Genomic DNA, 19592 nt, shown 5'->3' on the forward strand with positions numbered 1-19592 from the left:
GGGTGATGCCTGAGCCGTCGGCGTAACGGACGCTGTACTTACGGCATCGGCACGCAAGGTCCATCGATGGAGCTCGCGGAGGTTGCTCGGTACGAGAAGAGTGCAGGAGCGATCGACATGGCTCACCCCTCCGGGCAGTATGCGCACGGAATCCGCTACGAGTTCGTCGTCGACGGCGACCTGTCCGAGCGCGCAAAGGCGGCTTTCCCCGATCTCGCTGTCGCCCCGATTCCAGCGACCTTCACTCGTCTGTTCGGGCCGATCGACGATGACACGGCTCTGCGCGGAATGCTCGCCCGATTCGATGCGCTCGGCCTCACCGTCATCGAATTGCGGAGACTGCCGGACTGACCTGTCGAACCCGGACGTGGAGTGCCCATGGTCGGTAGTACACTCGCATTCATGCAGCGCGCGCTTCTCCTTGATCGCCGCGACGGGGTCTGATCGAGACTGGCTTCCCGTCGCGGGGTTTCATCGCGCCGGTCGATATCCATATTGCAGCGACGTAACCCCGGAGATCAAAGCCATGTCACCAGCCGACGCATTCACCTCAGGCTCACGCACCATCACGCCCCCTTCTCGTCCCGCACCGAGCGACCAGCCCGTGTGGAACACGCAGAAGAACTCCTCGATGCCGACGTACAGGTATCGCCCGTTCGCCGAAGAGGTCGAACCGATCACCCTGCCGGACCGCACGTGGCCGGACAAGATCATCGATCGCACACCCCAGTGGTGCGCGGTCGACCTGCGTGACGGCAATCAGGCACTCATCGACCCGATGAGCCCCGCGCGTAAGCGTCGTATGTTCGATCTGCTGGTCCGCATGGGCTACAAACAGATCGAGGTCGGATTTCCGTCGGCCAGCCAGACCGACTTCGATTTCGTCCGCGAGATCATCGAGGACGGCGCAATTCCCGACGACGTCACCATTCAGGTCCTCACGCAGTGCCGCCCGGAACTGATCGAGCGCACTTACCTCGCCTGCGAGGGTGCCCGTAGCGTCATCGTGCACTTCTACAACTCCACCTCGATCCTCCAACGCCGCGTGGTGTTCAAAGCCGACCGCGACGTGATCAAGAAGATCGCGACGGACGGTGCGCGCAAATGCCTCGAAGTCGCGGCGAACTACCCCGACACGGACTGGCGCTACGAGTACTCCCCCGAGTCCTACACGGGAACCGAGCTGGAATACGCAAAAGAGGTGTGCGACGCCGTCGTCGACATCATCGATCCGACTCCGGCCAAGCCAGTCATCCTGAATCTGCCTGCCACAGTGGAGATGGCGACGCCGAACGTCTACGCCGACTCCATCGAATGGATGAGCCGAAATCTGAACCGGCGTGACAGCATCATCCTGTCGCTGCACCCGCACAACGACCGCGGAACCGGCGTCGCCGCAGCCGAACTCGGCTACCAGGCGGGCGCGGACCGTATCGAAGGATGCCTGTTCGGCAACGGTGAGCGTACCGGCAACGTCTGCCTGGTGACGCTGGGACTCAACCTGTTCACTCGCGGCGTCGACCCGCAGATCGACTTCTCCAATATCGACGAAGTACGCCGCACCGTCGAGTACTGCAACCAGTTGCCGGTTCACGAGCGCCACCCGTACGGCGGCGACCTGGTCTACACAGCCTTCTCCGGCAGCCACCAGGACGCCATCAACAAGGGCCTCGACGCGATGAAGGTCTCGGCAGACGAACAGGGTTCGGACATCGGCGAGATCACGTGGCAGGTGCCGTATCTGCCGATCGATCCGAAAGACGTCGGCCGCACCTACGAGGCGGTCATCCGCGTCAACTCGCAGTCCGGCAAGGGCGGCGTCGCGTACATCATGAAGTCCGATCACGGTCTGGCGCTGCCGCGTCGGCTGCAGATCGAGTTCTCGCAAGCCGTGCAGCGCATCACCGACGGTGAGGGCGGCGAGGTGTCGCCGAAGGCGATGTGGGATGTCTTCGCCGAGGAGTACCTGAGCCCGATCCGCCCACTCGAGCGAATCAAGCAACGCGTCACTGCGGCCGAAACCGACGGCGGCACCGACCATATCGTCGCGACGGTGAAGCTGGACGGCGTCGAGCAGGACATCGCAGGCGAAGGAAACGGGCCGCTCGCCGCGTTCGTCGATGCGTTGTCCACCGTCGGATACGACGTCAGCGTCCTGGACTACTCGGAGCACGCCATGTCGGCGGGCGACGACGCACAGGCCGCAGCGTACGTCGAGGCGTCCGTCACCGGACCCGAAGGAACGGCAGTCACGGTGTGGGGCGCGGGAATCGCGACCTCGATCACCACAGCATCACTGCGCGCCGTCGTATCGGCAGTCAACCGCGCACTGAAATAGACCGTGACCCACTCGGGCCCCTCGTCGCATGCTTTCGACGAGGGGCCCGTGTGGTTCCACCGCCCCGGGGGACCTGTCGATCCACGGTGCGCCCGACCGACCCTGGGCCACATCACCCCGTGCGGGTGAATTCACCTGTTTCGGATGATGATCTTGCTTCCCACGCAGTGCGAGCATGTACCCGAAGGTCATGCAACTGCCGAAATGGAGCACTGAATCGTGGACTCGTTCTGGGACTTCCTCTGGTTGATCATCGTGAGTTTCGCGTTCGTCGCCTACCTCATGGTGCTGTTCTCGATAATCGGTGACCTCTTCCGGGACCACAAGACCTCCGGTTGGGTCAAAGCGATCTGGGTCTTCTTCCTCATCGTCGCCCCGTTCCTCACCGCATTGGTCTATATCATCGCCAAGGGCGGAGACATGACCAAGCGCCAGGTCCGCGCTGTGCAGCACGCGAAAGACGAGCAGGAGCAGTACATCAAGCAGGTCGCCGGTCGGACGTCCGCCGAGGAAATCGCGCACGCAAAAGCGCTTCTCGATGCTGGAACCATCACCGACGAGGAGTTCTCGCAGTTGAAGGAAAAGGCGCTTCGCTAGGCGGCTGCGCCTAGTGGCGCGATTAAGTGCCTGCCACGGCACCTAACCGCGCCACTGGGCGCTGAGCACCGATTTCACGTGTTTTCACTCACCCGAGCAGCTTCGGCGACGAACGCATCGATCACGGCCGCTACCGCTGGAAGAGCATGTGCGCCAACTCGTGTCGCCAGTTCGTACACTCGCCCGGCGCGCACGCCGGACAGCGGCAACCTGACCAGACCGGGATGCACGACGGCATAACGCGGCATCAGAGCCACACCGTGCCCGCGTGCGATCAGCACCTCGGTGACGCGAAAGTCGTTGATTCGCTGCACCACTCGCGGCCGAACACCGGTGACGGCGGCCACCGACAGCAGTACGTCGTCGACCGGGAATCCGCCGCGCACACTGATCCACTGCTCGTCGGAGAGCTGTCGCAAGTCCACCGAGTCCTGACCGGCTAGAGCGTGATCAGGCGGGAGGACCAGGTCGATCGGTTCGCGCATGAGGCCACGAACCTCGATCCGAGGTCCCGCCGTCACCGCGGCCCGATCGTCGCGATGAGTCAGCACGACGTCGTAGTCGGCCAGCAGGGCGGGAACAGACGAAGCAGGAAGATCTTCGTCGCTCGCGTCGATGTGCGTGCCACTGTGTCGTAGACGATCGAGCACTCCGGGCAGTAACAAGGCCGCCCCCGAGGGGAACAGCGCGACGCGGACCCGACCTCTCGGTGACGCACCGTACGACGCCATTTCGGCGGCGGCTCGGTCCAGCGCCCCGAGGACCTCGTCGGCTCGAAGCACCAGCGCGGCGCCGGCGTCGGTGAGGCGTAGGCGTCGACCGTCCGGCTCGAGCAGCCGAACCCCGGCTTCTTTCCCCAGTACTTTGAGCTGTTGTGACACCGCGGACGGCGTCAGTGACAGGGCCGCAGCCACCGCTCCGACAGTGCCCCGGTCGGCCAGTTCCCGCAGGATCCTGAGCCGCTCGACATTCATGTAGAAAACATTAACTGTTGATGCGAAAATATTCGATTGTGTTGATGCTTCGACACGGAGACGATTGACCGCGTGAACACCAGAGATCGCCTCATCGGACTGACCGTCGCCGTGTTGTGGGGACTGAACTTTCTGGCCATCCGCGTCGGACTCGACCACTTCCCCCCGTTCTTCTTCGCGGGCTTCCGATTTCTCGTCATTGCCGTGCCGGTCGTCCTGTTCGTCCGCCGCCCGAATGTGCCTCTCAAATGGCTATTGCTGTACGGCTTCGGCTTCGGATTCCTGCAGTTCGCGTTTCTCTTCGCCGCGATGAACGCAGGAATGCCGACCGGGCTCGCCTCACTCGTTCTGCAATCCTCGGCACCGTTCACCATCGTTCTCGGCGCGCTGCTCCTTCGCGAGAACGTGACGAGGCGTCAGATTCTCGGAATCACCGTTGCGATCGCAGGCATGGCGCTCATCGGATACGACCGGTCCCAGGCTGCCTCGTTGATTCCCGTCGTACTGACTCTGCTGGCGGGTCTCGGCTGGGCTTTCGGCAATCTCGGCAACCGACTTGCCAAGTCGACGGAACCGATGCGGCTCATGCTGTGGATGTGCGTCGTTCCGCCGATTCCGATGCTGATTCTGTCCGCTGCAGCGGAGGGCCCCATGACCGGATGGCATGCCTTGGGCTCGTCGTTCAGCGCCGACGGATGGCCCGGTTTGGTCGGTCTCGGCTACATCGTGCTGCTGGGCACGATCGCGGGGTCGGGTCTGTGGACGATCCTGATCAGCCGGCATCCCGCAGGCATCGTCGCCCCGTTCTCACTGCTGGTGCCTGTCGTCGGCATCGCCGGCGCGTGGATCTTCCTCGACGAGAACCCGAGTGCACTGTCGCTGATCGGGGCGGCCGTCGTCATCGCGGGGTGTCTGGGAGGGATGGCTACTCGCCGCACTCCGGCCCCGCTCGCCGAACCGCTCCGCGTCTAGTGGCACGACCGAGTGCCGCGTGGGGCACGTAACCGCGCCACTACGAAACCTGCCTCAGATCCCCCGGTGACCAGTAGGCGCGCATCGATGTGATCCTGCCCTCGTCGTCGAACTCCATCACGTCGATGGGCGAGACTTCGAACGTGTTCTCGCCGAACGTCGTGGTGAGGCGAAACTGGAAGGCCGCACTGTTCGCTGCGATCCTCAACGTGACGAGTTCAGCGCTCTGGTCGAGCGGTTCCAGCACTGCATAGAACTCCCTGATCGACGCCTCGGTGGCCCTGACCTCGGATCCCACAGGATCCTCTACCGTCGCGCCTTCGGCGTAGAGGGCGAGGATGTCGTCGACGGTTCCGTGCGCGACACTACGAACATATGCGTCGACGGTCTTCTCGATGGCCTCGGGCGTTGGCGTCATCCGACGCTCCTTTCTGTAACACGTTTCAGTCGAACTTAGCTGGCTGTCCGTCCTTCCGAGGAGAGTTGCCGCAATAGTGTGTGCCAGACTCGGCGCATGGTTCGAGCGGGTGAGCGCAGGGCAGCAATCGGGGCGCGCGGCCGGCTGGCACTACGGGCGGCCGAGGCTGCCACGTGGGCGTCACGCAAGGCAGGCCGAGGCAAAGGATCGATGATCGGCGGCCTCGTCGCTCTGAAGATCGATCCGGACATACTCACCGGGCTCGGATCGGGTCGCCGCACGGTGGTCGTGACCGGGACGAACGGAAAATCGACGACGACTCGTATGACCGCTGCCGCGCTCTCCACGCTCGGCGAGGTGGCCACGCAGGCCGACGGCGCCAACATGGACGCGGGCATCGTCGCCGCGCTGCACGCTCACTTCGATGCACCATTGGCGGCGCTCGAAGTCGACGAGCTGCATGTGCCGCACGTATGCGACGCGGTATCCCCCGCCGCTGTCGTGCTGCTCAATCTCAGCCGCGACCAGCTCGACCGTGTCGGCGAGATCAACATGATCGAGCGCAAGCTCCGCGCCGGGCTCGCGAGGCATCCCGACACCGTCGTTGTCGCCAACTGTGACGACGTACTCGTCACCTCGGCTGCGTTCGACGCCCCGAACGTCGTGTGGGTGGCGGCCGGCGGCGGCTGGGCAGGCGACTCCGTCAGCTGTCCGCGCACCGGTGAACCGATCCTCCACGACGGCGACCACTGGTACTCGACCGGAAGCGACTTCGCCAGACCCACCCCGGACTGGTGGCTCGACGAGACGAACCTCTACGGTCCCCATGGTTTGAAAATACCGATGTCTTTGGCGCTACCGGGTAAAGCCAACCGCGGCAATGCAGCCCAGGCCGTTGCGGCGGCCGTGACGCTCGGGGCCACCCCGGCAGATGCCGTCGCTGCAGCCTCCGGTGTCGACGAGGTTGCCGGCCGATATTCGACAGTGCAGTACGGATCCCATTCCGTCCGAATGCTTCTCGCGAAAAACCCCGCCGGCTGGCAGGAAGCGCTGTCGATGATCGACCCTACCGCCGACGGTCTCGTCATCGCCGTCAACGGGCAGGTGCCCGACGGCGAGGACCTCTCTTGGCTGTGGGACGTACGGTTCGAGCATTTCGAGAACGTGGCCGTCGTCGCATCGGGAGAGCGCGCCACCGACCTGGGTGTGCGCCTGCTCTACGCCGGTTCGTCGCACACCACCGTCGCAGATCCGTTGAAGGCCATCGCATCCTGCCCGCCCGGGCGGATCGAAGTGCTCGCCAACTACACCGCGTTCCGTGATCTCGGGCGCGCGCTGGCTCGTGAGGTGAACGATGTCTGAGTCCACCGTCCGCATCGGCCTCGTACTGCCCGACGTCATGGGTACTTACGGCGACAACGGCAATGCACTGATCCTGCGGCAGCGACTACGCATGCGTGACATCGACGCCGAGGTCGTGCACATCACGCTCAGTGACCCGGTTCCGGAATCCCTCGACGTCTACACCCTCGGCGGCGCCGAGGATTCCGCTCAACGATTGGCCACCCGGCACCTGACTCAGCATCCGGGCCTGCAGAAGGCCGCCGCACGCGGCGTTCCGGTTCTGGCGATCTGCGCCGCCATCCAGGTCCTGGGACATTGGTACGAGACGTCGTCCGGCGAAAAGGTCGACGGCATATCCCTGTTCGACGTGACGACGTCGCCGCAGGAGACCCGTTCGATCGGCGAAGTGGTCACCGAGCCGACACTGGCCGGGCTGACCCAGAAGCTGTCCGGTTTCGAGAACCATCGCGGCGGAACGACCCTCGGACCCGACGCCTCCGCGTTGGCCAAGGTCACCCACGGCGTCGGAAACGGCGTCGGCGACGGCCGAGAAGGCGTCGTACAGGGGTCGGTGATCGGTACGTACATGCACGGTCCCGTCCTCGCCAGGAACCCCGAGCTCGCGGATTACCTGTTGGAGCAGGCGGTGGGGACGCCGTTGCCGCCCCTGGAACTCCCGGAGGTCACGCAGCTGAGGCGGGAGCGGCTTCGTCGCTAGTGGCGCGTTCAAGCGCCCTCCTGGGCACCTAATCGTGCCACTGAGCATCGATCGCACGGAAAAGACGAGTCCGACCAACCTTCGCGGATGAGGACGTCGCGGACTTCGCGGTATACGCCGCACGGGTCGTGAGCGACCTCGTCCCAGCCATACGAAAGCCTGGCCCGACCGTCGACCTCCGCAGCGTTGTCTCGAGCACGATCTCGAAACCGAACCTGCCTGGCCGAGTGGAACTGTTGACCGTCGAGTCGAATGGTCAGCCGCCCAGCGCCGTACTCGACATCCTCGAACAACGTTCGTCCGCCGACGTGCACGGGCGCCTGGCGAGTACCCCTGGGCAGTCCGTGCGCACTCTCCACATCCATGGCGTAGCGATACTCCAACACCGACTGGATTCCGTCCGCGAGCACGACCAAGGCGTCGAGCAGTGCCCGCCGGTAGCGCCTCGGGCGCCTGAGCTCGATCTTCTTGCGCATAGTGCTCACGGAGACCCCGCCGGCCGACAGAGCATCCACGAAGAGCACCGTCGCCTCTTTCGCGGTCTCGGCGGCTACAGCGAGATCCATCGCGGTATCGGGTTTGCTCGTTCGCGGCGGATCGAAATCGACGCCGATGTGCTCGATGGCAAGGGATCGATGCATGGAAACCCCCGGATGAATCTCCAGGTTGTGCACGGACGTGGGCCTGGCCTGGTTGGCGCGCAGTACCGCGGGTTGGTTGATCGCGGAGCATCCGCGCGGAACCGTCACATGGATCGGTCCGTCCGACTTTCGAGACATGCCCCATTCGAACGCGGCGGTGTCATGACTGATCAGTGCACCGCGGCCACCGTAGAGAAGCGCAGCGCGTAGCTTCATTTCCCACGTCAGAGGTCCGTTGGTCACTGCAATGACGTTCCTGAACACGCGTAGCCATGCGCCCGACTCGACCTGATGACGAATGGCCTTGGGCGAGACGCCACCCGCTCGGAGTTGGACCGTGGTCAAGATGCCGTGCTGTGGGTCCAAGATATCGGGATCGAACCGGTGACCGTTCATGACTCGACATCGTGCCGGACGCGTGTCTTCGGAACGCCGAAAAAAACCGAGTTATCCACAGGCTGTGGATAACTTTAGTGGCATGGTTAAGGCCCCGGTAGGGAACTTAACCGTGCCACTGGAAGTAGCGGCCTACAGCGGCCGACGACCCGTAAGCGCACGTCCCAGCGTGAGCTCGTCCGCGAACTCGAGATCCCCACCCATCGGGAGGCCGGAGGCAAGCCGGGTGACCGACAACCCTGGGAAATCGCGCATCATTCGGACGAGGTAAGTCGCGGTCGCTTCACCCTCGGTATTCGGATCGGTTGCAACGATGACCTCGGCGACATCGACGCCGTCGTCCTGATTTCCGACGCGCATCAGTAACTCGCGGATCCGGAGTTGGTCGGGCCCCACGCCGTTGAGCGGATCAAGGGCTCCACCGAGAACGTGGTACCTGCCCTTGAATTCACGGGTGCGCTCGACGGCTTGCACGTCCTTGGGCTCCTCCACTACGCAGATGATGCTGCGATCACGGCGAGGATCTGCGCAGATTCTGCACAGCTCTTTGTCCGACACAGTGCCGCACATCGTGCAGAACTGAACTCCGTCGCGAACTCGCTGGAGTGCCTTGATCAGCCTTTCCACTTCGGGCGGTTCGACGCCGAGGAGATGAAAAGCTATGCGCTGTGCGCTTTTCGGGCCGACGCCTGGCATCTTGCCCAGCTCGTCGATCAGATCCTGAACAGGACCTTCGTACACGTCAGAAGCCGGGGAGGCCGAGCGATCCGCCGCCGAGCCCGCCTGCAAGGGGTCCGAGCTTTTCCGCCGCTACGGCTGAAGCGGACTTCGACGCGTCGGCGATCGCTCCGATGACGAGGTCCTGCAAAGTCTCGACGTCTTCGGGGTCGACGACCTTCGGATCGATCACGAGGGACACCAGTTCGCCGGTGCCCTTGACCGTCGCGGTGACGAGTCCCCCACCTGCCTGACCCGATACCTCGGCTTCGGCGATTTCCGCCTGCGCAGCCATCAACTGCTGCTGCATCTGCTGGGCTTGCTGCATGATCGAAGCGATATCGGGCTGTTCACCGGGTTGCACGGGCTTCGTCCTCTCGGTTGGATGTCCACTCCAGCCTACGGCGACGGATCACACCGGTTTCATTCACGCCTGCTGGCGGCAGTGCAGCTCGGCCGACCAGTACCCGAAAACCCGTATGTCGTTGGGGGGAAGGCCTGCGGCCACGCAGGTGGCTCGAATTGCATCCATTCGAGAGCGTTCACCCGCAGCCCAGACAGTGGTGCTCGAATCGAGTTCGACGCGGCGAGCGGCAGTGATCAGCGGGTCGAAACCCATCTCCACGTGGAAGCTGACGACAGTGACACCGTCGGCTGCAGGTAGTTCTGCAATGTCGAGCGGTTGAGCCGTGTCGATCCACAGGGTGCCCTGCGCGGACGGCGGCCAGTTCTCGAGGAGTGCCGCCGCTGCAGGCACCGATGCCTCGTCCACGAACATCAGTACCCGCTTCCCGCCGACGAAGTTCGGGAAACTGTCGGAATCCTGCCCGGCGATCCGCGTCCGCGTTCCTACCTCGACAGAGTCAAGCCACAATCGCATGATGGACTTTTCTCCAGTAGGGGTGAAGTCGACGTCGAGGATTCCGCGCTCGGCATCGAATCTGCGGACTTCGAAGTCGCGAGTCGGCACACCCGGGAACCGCAAATGTGCGGCAATCGCCCGTTCGTCCCAGCCAGGTCTGTAGCAGTCGGAGGACAGCAAGGACGTCATCCGAACCACACCGGGTCTCGGTCGGGCGACCGCCAGTGTCTGCATCGTGTGTGGCTCCGGCACCAGGCCAGGTTCAGGTAGCTGCACGACAACTCCCTTTCCGCGCCGATCCTGCCGAACTTGAGTAAGGCTAAACTTTGCCAGAAAGTAGCCACCCAGGGGGTCGGTACCGCTTTTGAATTGTGACGTCGTCCGCTCGTAAGCTGAGTTCGTGCACGATCTGGAGCGTCCGATCTCGCCTCGCCGCAAGCGGGTGACCGAGGCGAACCTCATCGAGGCGGGAATCGCGCTGACCTTGCAGAAATTGACCGTCAAAGCAGTGGCGGAGCAACTCGGAGTCAGCATCGTAGCGGTCTACAACAACATCGAGGATCTGCATTCACTCAAGACGGCTGTAGCGGAGGAGATTCTCCGACGGTGGGACTTTCCGATGCCCACAGATGCCGACACGTTCGAAGAAGCGCTGATGAACTTGAGCCTCGGCCTCAGATCTCTGGTTCATCGCAACCCGGGCATTGCGCACTATCTGGTCAACATCGGACCGGAGTCTCCGATGGCTATCGGTCGGATAGACGGAGTTCAGCAGCGATACTCGACGCTCTTCGAGCTCTCCCCGATGCAGGCGCGCTGGGCAGTGACCACCGTGGCTGAGCACGCGGTGGCCCTCGCCGAACTGGTACACGTCGCAGACCCAGCGCCCGACGACGACGCGGCCATGTTGGCACGAACCGATCTGACGCTGATTCCGCTGACGGTGGACGGCAAGGTCCGCAGCGCGGCTACGAACTTCGAGTGGTCGATGCGCGCCGTCATCATGGGCGCAACGACGATCATCGACCACCCGCGGTTCGGTCTGTACTAGTGAACTTCCTTTTCCAGGTTTGCAAGAGTCGCAGCCTGGATCTTCTTCAATCCCAGAGGCGCGAACGTCTTCTCGAAGAACCCGCCGATCCCGCCCGCGCCCTTCCACTCGGTCGTCGTCGTAACTTCGCTGCCTGAACCAGCAGGTGCGACGGTCCAGGTCGTGACGAGCGACGAGTTGGCGTCACGTTCGACGATCTTCGATCCCTCCACGGTGACCGTGGCCTTGACGTTGCGCGAGCGCTTGGAGGTTGCCTGCAGCGTCCACGCCGCGACGGTTCCGTTTCCTTGGCCGCCCGAGATGACGGTGTAGTCGAGGTACTGCTCGGGAAGGATGCGCGGGCGCACGGTCTCGTAGTCGACCAATGCCGTCAACACCTGATCCGGCGCCTTGGCGATGGTGATCGAGCTGCTGGCGCTTACCTGTGCCACTTGTAGCCTCCTGAAGTTCGTGTGCCGAATTGTTCGACGCCTCCCCTCCCATCCTGCCCCCACCCGCGGCGGCCCCGAGAAGGTGCGAGCTCCAGTTGTGACTGGGTTCACCCGGAAAATATGTAGCTGCGCAAATGAGATGCGTGGTGCATACATTTGTCCGAATTGCCTCGTTCGACGGCAACATTTACGTGAAGTTTCGTACCCGGGGCGGCATTCTCGGTAGCTCTCGGCGAGTCGTGGAGATAGCGTCTTCCTGTGGCATCAGCGATAGCGCTTCCGAGACGACGGCCCGCACCTCGAGAGAGCGGATTCGCCGCTCATCGTGTCGGCGTGGACCTGCTGCTCGCGAGCTATCGCGCCATCCCGGATTCTGCGACTGTTCGCCTGGCGAAGAAGACCTCGAACTTGTTTCGCGCCCGCGCCGCGCGCACCGCTCCCGGACTGGACGTGTCGGGCCTCACGGGCGTCATCTCGGTCAACCCGCTGGACAAAACCGCCGATGTCGCCGGTATGTGCACGTACGAAGACCTGGTCGACGCGACCCTCCCGTACGGGCTCGCTCCCCTCGTCGTCCCCCAACTCAAGACGATCACCCTCGGCGGCGCCGTCACCGGTCTCGGAATCGAAAGCACGTCGTTCCGCAGCGGCCTCCCCCACGAATCCGTTCTCGAGATCGACGTACTCACCGGCAGCGGTGACATAGTCACGGCAACCCCCGACGGTCCGGACGCCGACCTCTATTGGGGGTTCCCCAACTCGTACGGAACACTCGGATACGCGACACGCCTGAAGATTCAGCTCGAACCCGTTCTGCCGTACGTCGCTCTGCGCCACATCAGGTTCCACGACCTGGATTCGATGCAGCACAGCATGGACGAGATCGTCCGCGACCGTTCGTACGACGGAATCGAAGTCCAGTACCTCGACGGGGTCGTCTTCTCCGACGACGAGAGTTACCTGACGCTCGGGGTTCAGACGGCGGAGCCCGGACCGGTCAGCGACTACCACAGCGGATCGGACATCTTCTATCGCTCGATTCAACAGAAGAGCACCGACCGTCTGTCCATCCACGATTACCTCTGGCGCTGGGACACCGACTGGTTCTGGTGCTCACGTGCGTTCGGGACACAGAACCCGAAGATTCGTCGCTTCTGGCCGAAGAAGTACCGACGGTCCAGCTTCTACTGGAAGCTCATCGCGCTCGACCGCAAGTACGACATCGCCGACCGGCTTGAAGCTCGTAAGGGAAACCCGCCGCGCGAACGCGTCGTGCAGGATGTCGAAGTACCCATCGAGAACACCGCGTCGTTCCTGCGATGGTTCCTGAGCGAGGTACCTATCGAGCCATTGTGGTTGTGTCCGTTGCGTCTTCGCGAACCCGCACCTGCCGGAGCCGACGCTGCACGACCATGGCCGCTGTACCCGCTCGAACCGAAGAAGACCTACGTCAACATCGGTTTCTGGTCCTCCGTTCCCATCGTCGCCGGTGAACCCGAAGGTGCGACCAACCGCGCCATCGAGCACAAGGTCACCGAATTCGACGGCCACAAGTCGCTCTACTCGGACGCCTACTACACCGAGTCGGAGTTTGCTGCGCTCTACGGCGGCGAAAAGTTCCACGAATTGAAGAAGCGTTACGACCCTCAATCACGGTTGTTGGACATGTATTCGAAGGCGGTGCAAGGAAAATGACGACGTTCAAGGATCCCGGATCGCGGGAGCTGAACCGCACTCACAAGCTGACCATCTCGGAGATCCTCGAGATCCTCTCCGACGGCAACATCCCGCTTCGCTTCACCGCGTACGACGGGAGCGCCGCAGGTCCGGAAGATGCCAAGATCGGGCTCGATCTCAAGAGCCCGCGCGGAGCCACCTACCTCGCCACTGCTCCAGGCGATCTCGGCATGGCGCGTGCGTACGTATCGGGCGATCTCGAAGCCGTCGGCGTCCATCCGGGCGACCCGTACGATCTGCTTCGAATCATGGGCGACGAACTGCACTTTCGACGCCCCAGCGCGCTGACACTCGCCACCATCACCAGATCTCTCGGATGGGACCTGCTGCGTCCCATCGCACCTCCGCCGCAGGAAGTGGTTCCGCGGTGGCGTCGGGTCGCCGAGGGCTTTCGCCATTCGAAGACACGCGACGCCGACTCCATCTCGCACCACTACGACGTCTCGAATACGTTCTACGAACACGTACTCGGCTCGTCGATGACATACACCTGCGCGGCGTACACCTCCGAGGACGACACGCTGGAGGCAGCGCAGGACAACAAGTACCGCCTCGTGTTCGACAAACTCGGCCTGAAGGAAGGCGACCGCCTTCTCGACATCGGCTGTGGCTGGGGCGGAATGGTGCGTTATGCCGCTCGGCGCGGCGTCAGGACAATCGGTGCGACGCTGTCGCGAGAGCAGGCTGCGTGGGCGCAGAAGGCAATCGCCGACGAGGGTTTGTCGGATCTTGCCGAGGTTCGTTTCTCCGACTATCGCGACATAGCCGAGTCCGAGTTCGATGCGGTGTCCTCGATCGGACTGACCGAACATATCGGTGTTCACAACTACCCGTCCTACTTCGACGCGATCAAGTCGAAACTCCGCGTAGGTGGGCGCGTACTGAACCACTCGATCACCCGTCCGGACAACAGATCTCATGCGAAGGCGGGGTCGTTCATCGACCGTTACGTCTTCCCGGACGGCGAGCTGACAGGATCCGGACGCATCATCACCGAGATGCAGGACGTCGGCCTCGAAGTTCGCCACGAGGAGAACCTGCGTGAGCACTATGCACTGACTCTCAAGGCCTGGTGCAAGAATCTGGTCGACAATTGGGATGCTTGCGTCGCCGAGGCCGGTGAAGGTACCGCACGAGTGTGGGGCCTGTACATGGCCGGGTCGCGACTGGGTTTCGAGCGCAACGTGGTTCAGCTGCATCAGGTTCTAGGCGTCAAGCTCGGCCCCAAAGGCGAGGCCCATGTCCCACTCCGCCCCTGGTGGGAGGGCTGATCTCCTAGTGGCGTGATTAAGTGCCCTCCGGGGCACTCAATCGCGCCGCTAGCGCGTAGCGCTCAGAATCAGATCCACCGTCTTCTCGGGCTGATCCCAGTGCGGGAAGTGGCCGCACTTGTCGAACCAGTGCAGTTCGGCATCAGGAAAGCGCTCCACTGCGACTTTCGCCTCGCTTGCAGGCGTGACCAGGTCCTGACGACCCCATCCGATGACCACCTTGCACAGCAGACTCCCCGGCGCCGCACCTTCTTGGCGCGGCCCGTGGATCAGCGCTTTACGCGCATCCGACAGCGACGGGGACGTTTCATCGGAGAAACCTCTGAGCTCACGCAAAACGAGATCCTGCGGCAGCTTCCACGGTGCGGCCGAGAACTGAGCGAGCGCAAGGGTTCTCGTCACGGGATTGCCCGTCACGAACGGAAGCAACCCCTGAATGCGGCTGACAAGGGCCACCGACGCCGTGATCGTCGTACCGAAGACCTTGACCTGGCGGTCGTTCCAGAAGCCACCCGGATCCAACGCGACGACTGTTCCTTTGTGACCCCGACGCGCAAGTTCGAGGACCATGCGCGCGCCCATGGAACTTCCGACGATGTCTGCGTCGGAAAGCCCTTCGGCGTCGAGAAACTCACGCAGCGCGTCGGTGAGCGAGGCTATAGTCACGGTCTTCAGCGGCGGTGTCTGCCCGAAGCCCGGCAAGTCGACGGCCACGACCTCCCGTTCAGCGCTCAGCGCGCCCACGATGGGGTCCCAGTTTCGGTAGCTCGAACCGAGGCCGTGAACCAACACGACGGGTCTTCCGGAGCCTGATCTCACGTGATGCATGCACGCAGCAGTACCCGTGAGCCTGCCGAGCTACACCTTGGGGCTGTAGTGCCCCGGATCCTCGCGAGATTCCACCGGCGGAAGATTGCGCGCCGGGGTCTGCGGCAACGCCGAGTCCGAAGGTAGACGCCCTAGAGCCCTGTCCCATCCCGCCCGGCCCCTGGGGTGCATGCGATACCGACGCGGGACGAGCCTGAAAGCGACATTGACCCCTGCGCCGACCACCTCGAACAGCCTTCGATCGCGCGGAGACCATTTGTATCCCAAAAGCTCTCGAACCGGCTCGTCGTACATACCGACCGTCAGCCAGACGAAGCCACGCGCGATCGGCACCCGCAGAATCGCCCACAGGGCGTCGGGAATCCAGGTTGCGTAGGGCGGCGGGCCGAGGCCCGACAGATCCAACACGTCCCGCGTTGCCTTGTTGTCCTCCAACACTTCACAGCACATGCGCTTCCAGTACAGCTGAAAGTCTTCCCAAGTCTCCGGTACCGGTTTCATACTCATGCCGTACAACCGATACCACTGAATGTGCTCGGTGAACAGTTGACGCTTCTGCGCCTCGGTGACGCCGCCCATGAAGTGATCCGCGGTGAGGATCGTGCCCATGAAGAACGTCGCGTGGGCCCAGTAGAACGTCTCGGGATCCAGCGCGTGATAGCGGCGGCCCCGAGAGTCGACACCCTTGATGTTCTGGTGATACCCCCGCACCTGCAGCGCCGTCTGTTCCGCGCGGTCACCGTCGAAGACCACCCCGCCGATGGGATAGAGGGATCGATAGAGACGCTGCCAACGCTCGTCGAAGAAGATCGAGTGCTCTTCGACGCCTGCGCCGAGCCCGGGGTGCATGTTCTGCATCGAACCGGCCCAGACGCCTTGCAGCATCCCCCGCCAGTCGCCGAAGTACCTCCACGTCAGCGAATCCGGCCCCAATGGGACAGGCCGCTCGTCGCCCGACTGACTACGCATGTTGTCAGACTAGAATCTGACAACGCATGTAGTCAATGGGCGGGAGAACTTGTGTGACCATCGAGGAACGACGCACAAGCAGGTACGACGCTTTACTCGCCGCAGGCATCGGTTTGCTCGGCGCGGCCGAAGGGCCTGCGGTGAGCGTGCGAGCTGCATGCCGGGCAGCCGGACTGACCGAGCGCTACTTCTACGAAAGCTTCACCGACCGCGACAGCTACGTGCGAGCTGTGTACGCACACGTCGGCGAGCAGGCACGAACAGCGATTGCAGGGGCAGCCCATGCACCCGACCGGGTGGAGGCTCCCGTCCGCGCATTCGTCGAACTGGTCTTGGACAACCCGTGCGTCGGGCGAGTCCTTCTGCTGGCACCGCTGACCGAACCGGCCATCGGCGGCAGCGGCGTCGCCCTCGTTCCCAGCTTCGTCGAGCTGGTCCGCGCGCAACTGTCGGCCCTCGAACCCGAGGACCAACAGCTCGTCGCAGTCGGAGTCGTCGGAGCTCTCACCGCGCTGTTCATGGCTTACCTGGACGGAACCGTAGCGGTGACCCGCACCAAGTTCCTGGCTCACTGTGTTCGAGTCGTCTCCAGCGCAGCCGAACGTGCCATGATCGAGAGGACCGACCACCACACAGCCTGAGGGGAATCGCACATGTCCGATCTCGACCAGTCCTTCCAGCAAGCCCAGATCGACGTCAAGACGCTGACTTCGAAGCCGAGCAACGACGACCTGCTGAGCTTGTACTCGCTTTTCAAGCAGGGTTCGAAGGGCGACGCCGAGGGTAAGCGTCCGGGAAGGCTGGATATGGTGAACCGCGCCAAGTACGACGCCTGGGCAAAACTCGAAGGCACCAGCCAGGATTCGGCGAAGCAGTCCTACGTCGACCTGGTCGCAAAACTGCTCGGGTAGCGCTCACCGAGCTATGAAGGGGACCGCGTGAGCGATTACGACGAAGCCGACCTGAAGATCGAAAAGCCCAAGACCCACGCGGCAGGACCGGTAGCCGTCGCGGTCTCGATGAAACGGGCACTCGGACACATGGGTCCGATTCGCACCGCCAAGACTCTCCTCGACCTCAACCAGGCCGAGGGCTTCGATTGCATGAGTTGCGCGTGGCCGGACCCCGATCCCGGCCACCGCCATGCGGCCGAGTTCTGTGAGAACGGCGCCAAGGCGGTCGCCGAAGAAGCGACGACGACCCGCGCCACACCCGAGTTCTTCGCCCAGCACAGCATCGCGGAACTGGATGCGCGCAGCGAACATTGGCTCGGACAACAGGGCCGCATCACGCACCCGATGGTCAAGCTTCCCGGAGGAAAGTACTACGAACCCATCGAATGGGACGACGCTTTCCGTCTCATCGGCGACGAGTTGAAGTCCCTGGCCGATCCGAACGAGGCATTGTTCTATACCTCGGGCCGCGCGTCGAACGAGTCGGCGTTCACCTACCAACTCTTCGCCCGCGCGTTCGGCACCAACAATTTGCCCGACTGCTCCAACATGTGTCACGAGTCGACGTCGATCGCGCTGCAGGAAACGATCGGCATCGGCAAGGCCAGTGTCACCCTCGACGATGTCTACAACGCCGAACTGATCATCCTGGCCGGACAGAATCCGGGCACCAATCATCCACGGATGCTCTCCGCGCTCGAGAAGGCCAAGCAGAACGGCGCGAAGATCCTCTCGATCAATCCGCTGCGTGAAGCCGGTCTGGTGAATTTCAAGAACCCCCAGACTCCGCGCGGGATGGTCGGTCCGGGAACCGATCTCTCCGACTGTCACCTTCCGATCCGGGTGAACGGCGATCTCGCGTTGTTCCAGGCCATCGGATCACTGTTGGTGGAGTGGGACGCCATCGATCACGAGTTCATCGACGAATACACGAAAGGTTTCGAGTCCTGGCGCGCGAATGTCGCTGCTGTGGATTGGGATGTCGTACTCGCCGCCACTGGCCTCACCCGCGATCAGATCACTGATGCGGCGAAGATGCTGCGCGACTCCAAAGCCACGGTGTTCTGCTGGGCGATGGGGCTGACGCAGCATCGCAATGCCGTCGCCACCATCAAAGAAGTCACCAATATTGCTTTCGTACAGGGCAATATCGGTAAGTCAGGTGCCGGGTTGCTTCCGGTTCGCGGTCATTCGAACGTCCAGGGCGACCGGACGATGGGCATCTGGGAGAGAGTGCCCGAGCACTTTCTCGATGCCATCGAAAAGGAGTTCGGCTTCGAACCACCACGCGAGCACGGGCTCGACACCGTCGATTCGATCCGAGCGATGCGCGACGGCAAGGCGAGCTTCTTCCTCGGACTCGGCGGCAACTTCGTGCAGGCGACGCCGGACTCGGACGTGACGTTCGCAGCGATGCGGAAACTGTCCATGACGGTGCACATCTCCACGAAGATCAACCGATCGCACCTGGTGACCGGAGACACCGCCCTGATCCTGCCCACACTGGGTCGAACCGAGAAGGATGTTCAAGCGTCTGGGCCGCAATGGATTTCGGTCGAGGACTCCACATGCTCGGTTCATTCGTCCAAGGGACCACTGAAGCCGGCGAGCGATCAGTTGCGATCCGAGGTCGCCATCCTGACGGGTATCGCCGAGGCGGCCATCGGAGATCGCTACGGGATCGACTGGAAAGGCATGCGCGAGGACTACCGCAACATCCGCACGCACATCTCTCGCGTCGTGCACGGGTGCGAGGGGTACGAGGTGAACGTGCGACGCCCGGGCGGTTTCGTACTTCCGCATCCGCCGCGCGACTCACGAACCTTCGACACGAAGTCGGGCAAAGGTGAGTTCACGACGTCGCCCATCGACGTACTGCACGTTCCCGAGGGCCACCTGCTACTGCAGACGCTTCGAAGCCACGACCAGTTCAACACGACGATCTACGGGCTCAGCGACCGATACCGCGGCATCGAGGGCGGCCGGCGCGTCGTGTTCGTCCATCGAGAGGACATCGCTGCACTCGGGTTCGACGACGGTGACTTCGTCGACCTGGTCACCAGGTGGGACGACGACGACGTCGAGCGCGTCGCGTCGGACTTCCGCATCGTCGAGTACGACACCCCGCGTGGGTGTGCAGCTGCGTACTACCCGGAGACCAACCCTCTGGTTCCACTCGATTCGACGGCAACCGACAGCAACTGCCCGACATCGAAATCCGTTGTGATTCAGCTGGTTCGCGCCGGGTCGTCGACGTCGAACGTCGAATCCGGGCACCAGGACGAAGTCGGATCCGACGAGGTTCACAAGGACCACCCGCAGCCGCATCATCTGAGTTAGGCGCTAACCATGTGAACGGAAATACGTAGTCCCCT

At 63.1% G+C, this 19592-nt stretch carries 21 protein-coding genes; 12 read left to right on the top strand and 9 right to left on the bottom strand.

What is annotated here, in order from left to right:
• The first annotated feature begins 117 nt into the window (after window positions 1-117).
• The 3 genes from D8W71_RS00855 (at window position 118) to D8W71_RS00865 (ending at window position 2935) form a co-directional block, all read left to right on the top strand.
• Entirely contained in the window at window positions 118-351 is a 234-nt protein-coding gene (locus tag D8W71_RS00855) for a hypothetical protein (RefSeq protein WP_121118350.1), read from the top strand.
• 175 nt (window positions 352-526) lie between these two features.
• Window positions 527-2338 (top strand): 2-isopropylmalate synthase, encoded by a 1812-nt coding sequence (gene leuA, locus D8W71_RS00860; protein ID WP_121110154.1) that lies wholly within the window; start codon window positions 527-529, stop codon window positions 2336-2338.
• Between the two features lie 219 nt (window positions 2339-2557).
• Entirely contained in the window at window positions 2558-2935 is a 378-nt protein-coding gene (locus tag D8W71_RS00865) for an SHOCT domain-containing protein (RefSeq protein ID WP_121110156.1), read from the top strand.
• A gap of 74 nt (window positions 2936-3009) precedes the next feature.
• Here the strand turns inward: D8W71_RS00865 and D8W71_RS00870 are convergent, their stop codons facing one another.
• Window positions 3010-3909 carry a LysR family transcriptional regulator gene (locus tag D8W71_RS00870; protein WP_121110158.1) on the bottom strand — a complete coding sequence of 300 codons (900 nt, stop codon included), beginning with the start codon at window positions 3907-3909 and terminating at the stop codon, window positions 3010-3012.
• Between the two features lie 72 nt (window positions 3910-3981).
• On the opposite strand from D8W71_RS00870, the gene D8W71_RS00875 reads away from it, so the two are divergent.
• On the top strand, window positions 3982-4881 hold the full coding sequence (locus D8W71_RS00875; protein ID WP_121110160.1) for an EamA family transporter: 900 nt from the start codon (window positions 3982-3984) through the stop codon (window positions 4879-4881).
• A gap of 40 nt (window positions 4882-4921) precedes the next feature.
• Here D8W71_RS00875 and D8W71_RS00880 read toward each other — a convergent pair whose 3' ends face one another.
• Window positions 4922-5299, bottom strand: a complete 378-nt coding sequence (locus D8W71_RS00880) for a nuclear transport factor 2 family protein (RefSeq protein ID WP_121110162.1) — start codon at window positions 5297-5299, stop codon at window positions 4922-4924.
• 96 nt (window positions 5300-5395) lie between these two features.
• Here D8W71_RS00880 and D8W71_RS00885 point away from each other — a divergent pair, with 96 nt between their 5' ends.
• Complete coding sequence (locus D8W71_RS00885) at window positions 5396-6661, top strand: Mur ligase family protein (RefSeq protein WP_121110164.1); 1266 nt, start codon at window positions 5396-5398, stop codon at window positions 6659-6661.
• A complete protein-coding gene (locus tag D8W71_RS00890; RefSeq protein ID WP_121110166.1) occupies window positions 6654-7361 on the top strand; it encodes a type 1 glutamine amidotransferase in 708 nt (235 codons plus the stop codon). Before D8W71_RS00885 ends, D8W71_RS00890 begins: the two co-directional genes overlap by 8 nt.
• 8 nt (window positions 7362-7369) lie before the next feature.
• On the opposite strand, the gene D8W71_RS00895 is transcribed toward D8W71_RS00890, so the two are convergent.
• The 4 genes from D8W71_RS00895 to D8W71_RS00910 all read right to left on the bottom strand — a co-directional run bounded on the left by D8W71_RS00895 (window position 7370) and on the right by D8W71_RS00910 (window position 10253).
• Window positions 7370-8398, bottom strand: a complete 1029-nt coding sequence (locus D8W71_RS00895; protein ID WP_121110168.1) for a type IV toxin-antitoxin system AbiEi family antitoxin domain-containing protein — start codon at window positions 8396-8398, stop codon at window positions 7370-7372.
• Window positions 8399-8530: 132 nt separating this feature from the next.
• On the bottom strand, window positions 8531-9139 hold the full coding sequence (gene recR / locus D8W71_RS00900; RefSeq protein ID WP_121110171.1) for a recombination mediator RecR: 609 nt from the start codon (window positions 9137-9139) through the stop codon (window positions 8531-8533).
• Between the two features lies 1 nt (window position 9140).
• Window positions 9141-9479 (bottom strand): YbaB/EbfC family nucleoid-associated protein, encoded by a 339-nt coding sequence (locus D8W71_RS00905; RefSeq protein WP_121110173.1) that lies wholly within the window; start codon window positions 9477-9479, stop codon window positions 9141-9143.
• 63 nt (window positions 9480-9542) lie between these two features.
• A complete protein-coding gene (locus D8W71_RS00910; RefSeq protein WP_236077656.1) occupies window positions 9543-10253 on the bottom strand; it encodes a siderophore-interacting protein in 711 nt (236 codons plus the stop codon).
• Window positions 10254-10377: 124 nt separating this feature from the next.
• On the opposite strand from D8W71_RS00910, the gene D8W71_RS00915 reads away from it, so the two are divergent.
• Window positions 10378-11028, top strand: a complete 651-nt coding sequence (locus tag D8W71_RS00915) for a TetR/AcrR family transcriptional regulator (protein WP_236077657.1) — start codon at window positions 10378-10380, stop codon at window positions 11026-11028.
• Here D8W71_RS00915 and D8W71_RS00920 read toward each other — a convergent pair.
• A complete protein-coding gene (locus D8W71_RS00920; protein ID WP_121110177.1) occupies window positions 11025-11459 on the bottom strand; it encodes an SRPBCC family protein in 435 nt (144 codons plus the stop codon). The genes D8W71_RS00915 and D8W71_RS00920 overlap by 4 nt on opposite strands.
• Before the next feature lie 258 nt (window positions 11460-11717).
• On the opposite strand from D8W71_RS00920, the gene D8W71_RS00925 reads away from it, so the two are divergent.
• Window positions 11718-13154 (top strand): FAD-binding oxidoreductase, encoded by a 1437-nt coding sequence (locus tag D8W71_RS00925; RefSeq protein WP_201265217.1) that lies wholly within the window; start codon window positions 11718-11720, stop codon window positions 13152-13154.
• Window positions 13151-14467 (top strand): class I SAM-dependent methyltransferase, encoded by a 1317-nt coding sequence (locus D8W71_RS00930; RefSeq protein ID WP_121110181.1) that lies wholly within the window; start codon window positions 13151-13153, stop codon window positions 14465-14467. The genes D8W71_RS00925 and D8W71_RS00930 overlap by 4 nt, the downstream gene beginning before the upstream one ends.
• Window positions 14468-14515: 48 nt before the next feature.
• On the opposite strand, the gene D8W71_RS00935 is transcribed toward D8W71_RS00930, so the two are convergent.
• Window positions 14516-15295 carry an alpha/beta fold hydrolase gene (locus D8W71_RS00935; protein ID WP_121110183.1) on the bottom strand — a complete coding sequence of 260 codons (780 nt, stop codon included), beginning with the start codon at window positions 15293-15295 and terminating at the stop codon, window positions 14516-14518.
• A 30-nt stretch (window positions 15296-15325) separates the two neighbouring features.
• Window positions 15326-16264, bottom strand: a complete 939-nt coding sequence (locus D8W71_RS00940; protein WP_121110185.1) for an oxygenase MpaB family protein — start codon at window positions 16262-16264, stop codon at window positions 15326-15328.
• 53 nt (window positions 16265-16317) lie between these two features.
• Between D8W71_RS00940 and D8W71_RS00945 the strand changes: the two genes are divergently transcribed.
• From D8W71_RS00945 to D8W71_RS00955, 3 genes are read left to right on the top strand one after another with little or no spacing between them, the layout of a single operon-like run.
• Window positions 16318-16905: a TetR/AcrR family transcriptional regulator gene (locus D8W71_RS00945; RefSeq protein WP_201265218.1), complete on the top strand. Its 588-nt coding sequence runs from the start codon at window positions 16318-16320 to the stop codon at window positions 16903-16905.
• 12 nt (window positions 16906-16917) lie between these two features.
• Window positions 16918-17175, top strand: a complete 258-nt coding sequence (locus tag D8W71_RS00950) for an acyl-CoA-binding protein (protein WP_121110189.1) — start codon at window positions 16918-16920, stop codon at window positions 17173-17175.
• A 27-nt stretch (window positions 17176-17202) separates the two neighbouring features.
• A complete protein-coding gene (locus D8W71_RS00955; RefSeq protein ID WP_121110191.1) occupies window positions 17203-19557 on the top strand; it encodes an FdhF/YdeP family oxidoreductase in 2355 nt (784 codons plus the stop codon).
• Window positions 19558-19592: the final 35 nt, after the last annotated feature.

Source organism: Rhodococcus sp. P1Y (assembly GCF_003641205.1).
Classification (GTDB): Bacteria; Actinomycetota; Actinomycetes; order Mycobacteriales; family Mycobacteriaceae; genus Rhodococcoides.

What these genes read in the sequence shown, in the direction of transcription:
- D8W71_RS00855 (WP_121118350.1), top strand. Translation starts at nt 118, where the DNA reads ATGGCTCACCCCTCCGGGCAGTATGCGCACGGAATCCGCTACGAGTTC.
- leuA (WP_121110154.1), top strand. Translation starts at nt 527, where the DNA reads ATGTCACCAGCCGACGCATTCACCTCAGGCTCACGCACCATCACGCCC.
- D8W71_RS00870 (WP_121110158.1), bottom strand. Translation starts at nt 3,909, where the DNA reads ATGAATGTCGAGCGGCTCAGGATCCTGCGGGAACTGGCCGACCGGGGC.
- D8W71_RS00880 (WP_121110162.1), bottom strand. Translation starts at nt 5,299, where the DNA reads ATGACGCCAACGCCCGAGGCCATCGAGAAGACCGTCGACGCATATGTT.
- D8W71_RS00885 (WP_121110164.1), top strand. Translation starts at nt 5,396, where the DNA reads ATGGTTCGAGCGGGTGAGCGCAGGGCAGCAATCGGGGCGCGCGGCCGG.
- D8W71_RS00890 (WP_121110166.1), top strand. Translation starts at nt 6,654, where the DNA reads ATGTCTGAGTCCACCGTCCGCATCGGCCTCGTACTGCCCGACGTCATG.
- D8W71_RS00895 (WP_121110168.1), bottom strand. Translation starts at nt 8,398, where the DNA reads ATGAACGGTCACCGGTTCGATCCCGATATCTTGGACCCACAGCACGGC.
- D8W71_RS00930 (WP_121110181.1), top strand. Translation starts at nt 13,151, where the DNA reads ATGACGACGTTCAAGGATCCCGGATCGCGGGAGCTGAACCGCACTCAC.
- D8W71_RS00935 (WP_121110183.1), bottom strand. Translation starts at nt 15,295, where the DNA reads ATGCATCACGTGAGATCAGGCTCCGGAAGACCCGTCGTGTTGGTTCAC.
- D8W71_RS00940 (WP_121110185.1), bottom strand. Translation starts at nt 16,264, where the DNA reads ATGCGTAGTCAGTCGGGCGACGAGCGGCCTGTCCCATTGGGGCCGGAT.
- D8W71_RS00950 (WP_121110189.1), top strand. Translation starts at nt 16,918, where the DNA reads ATGTCCGATCTCGACCAGTCCTTCCAGCAAGCCCAGATCGACGTCAAG.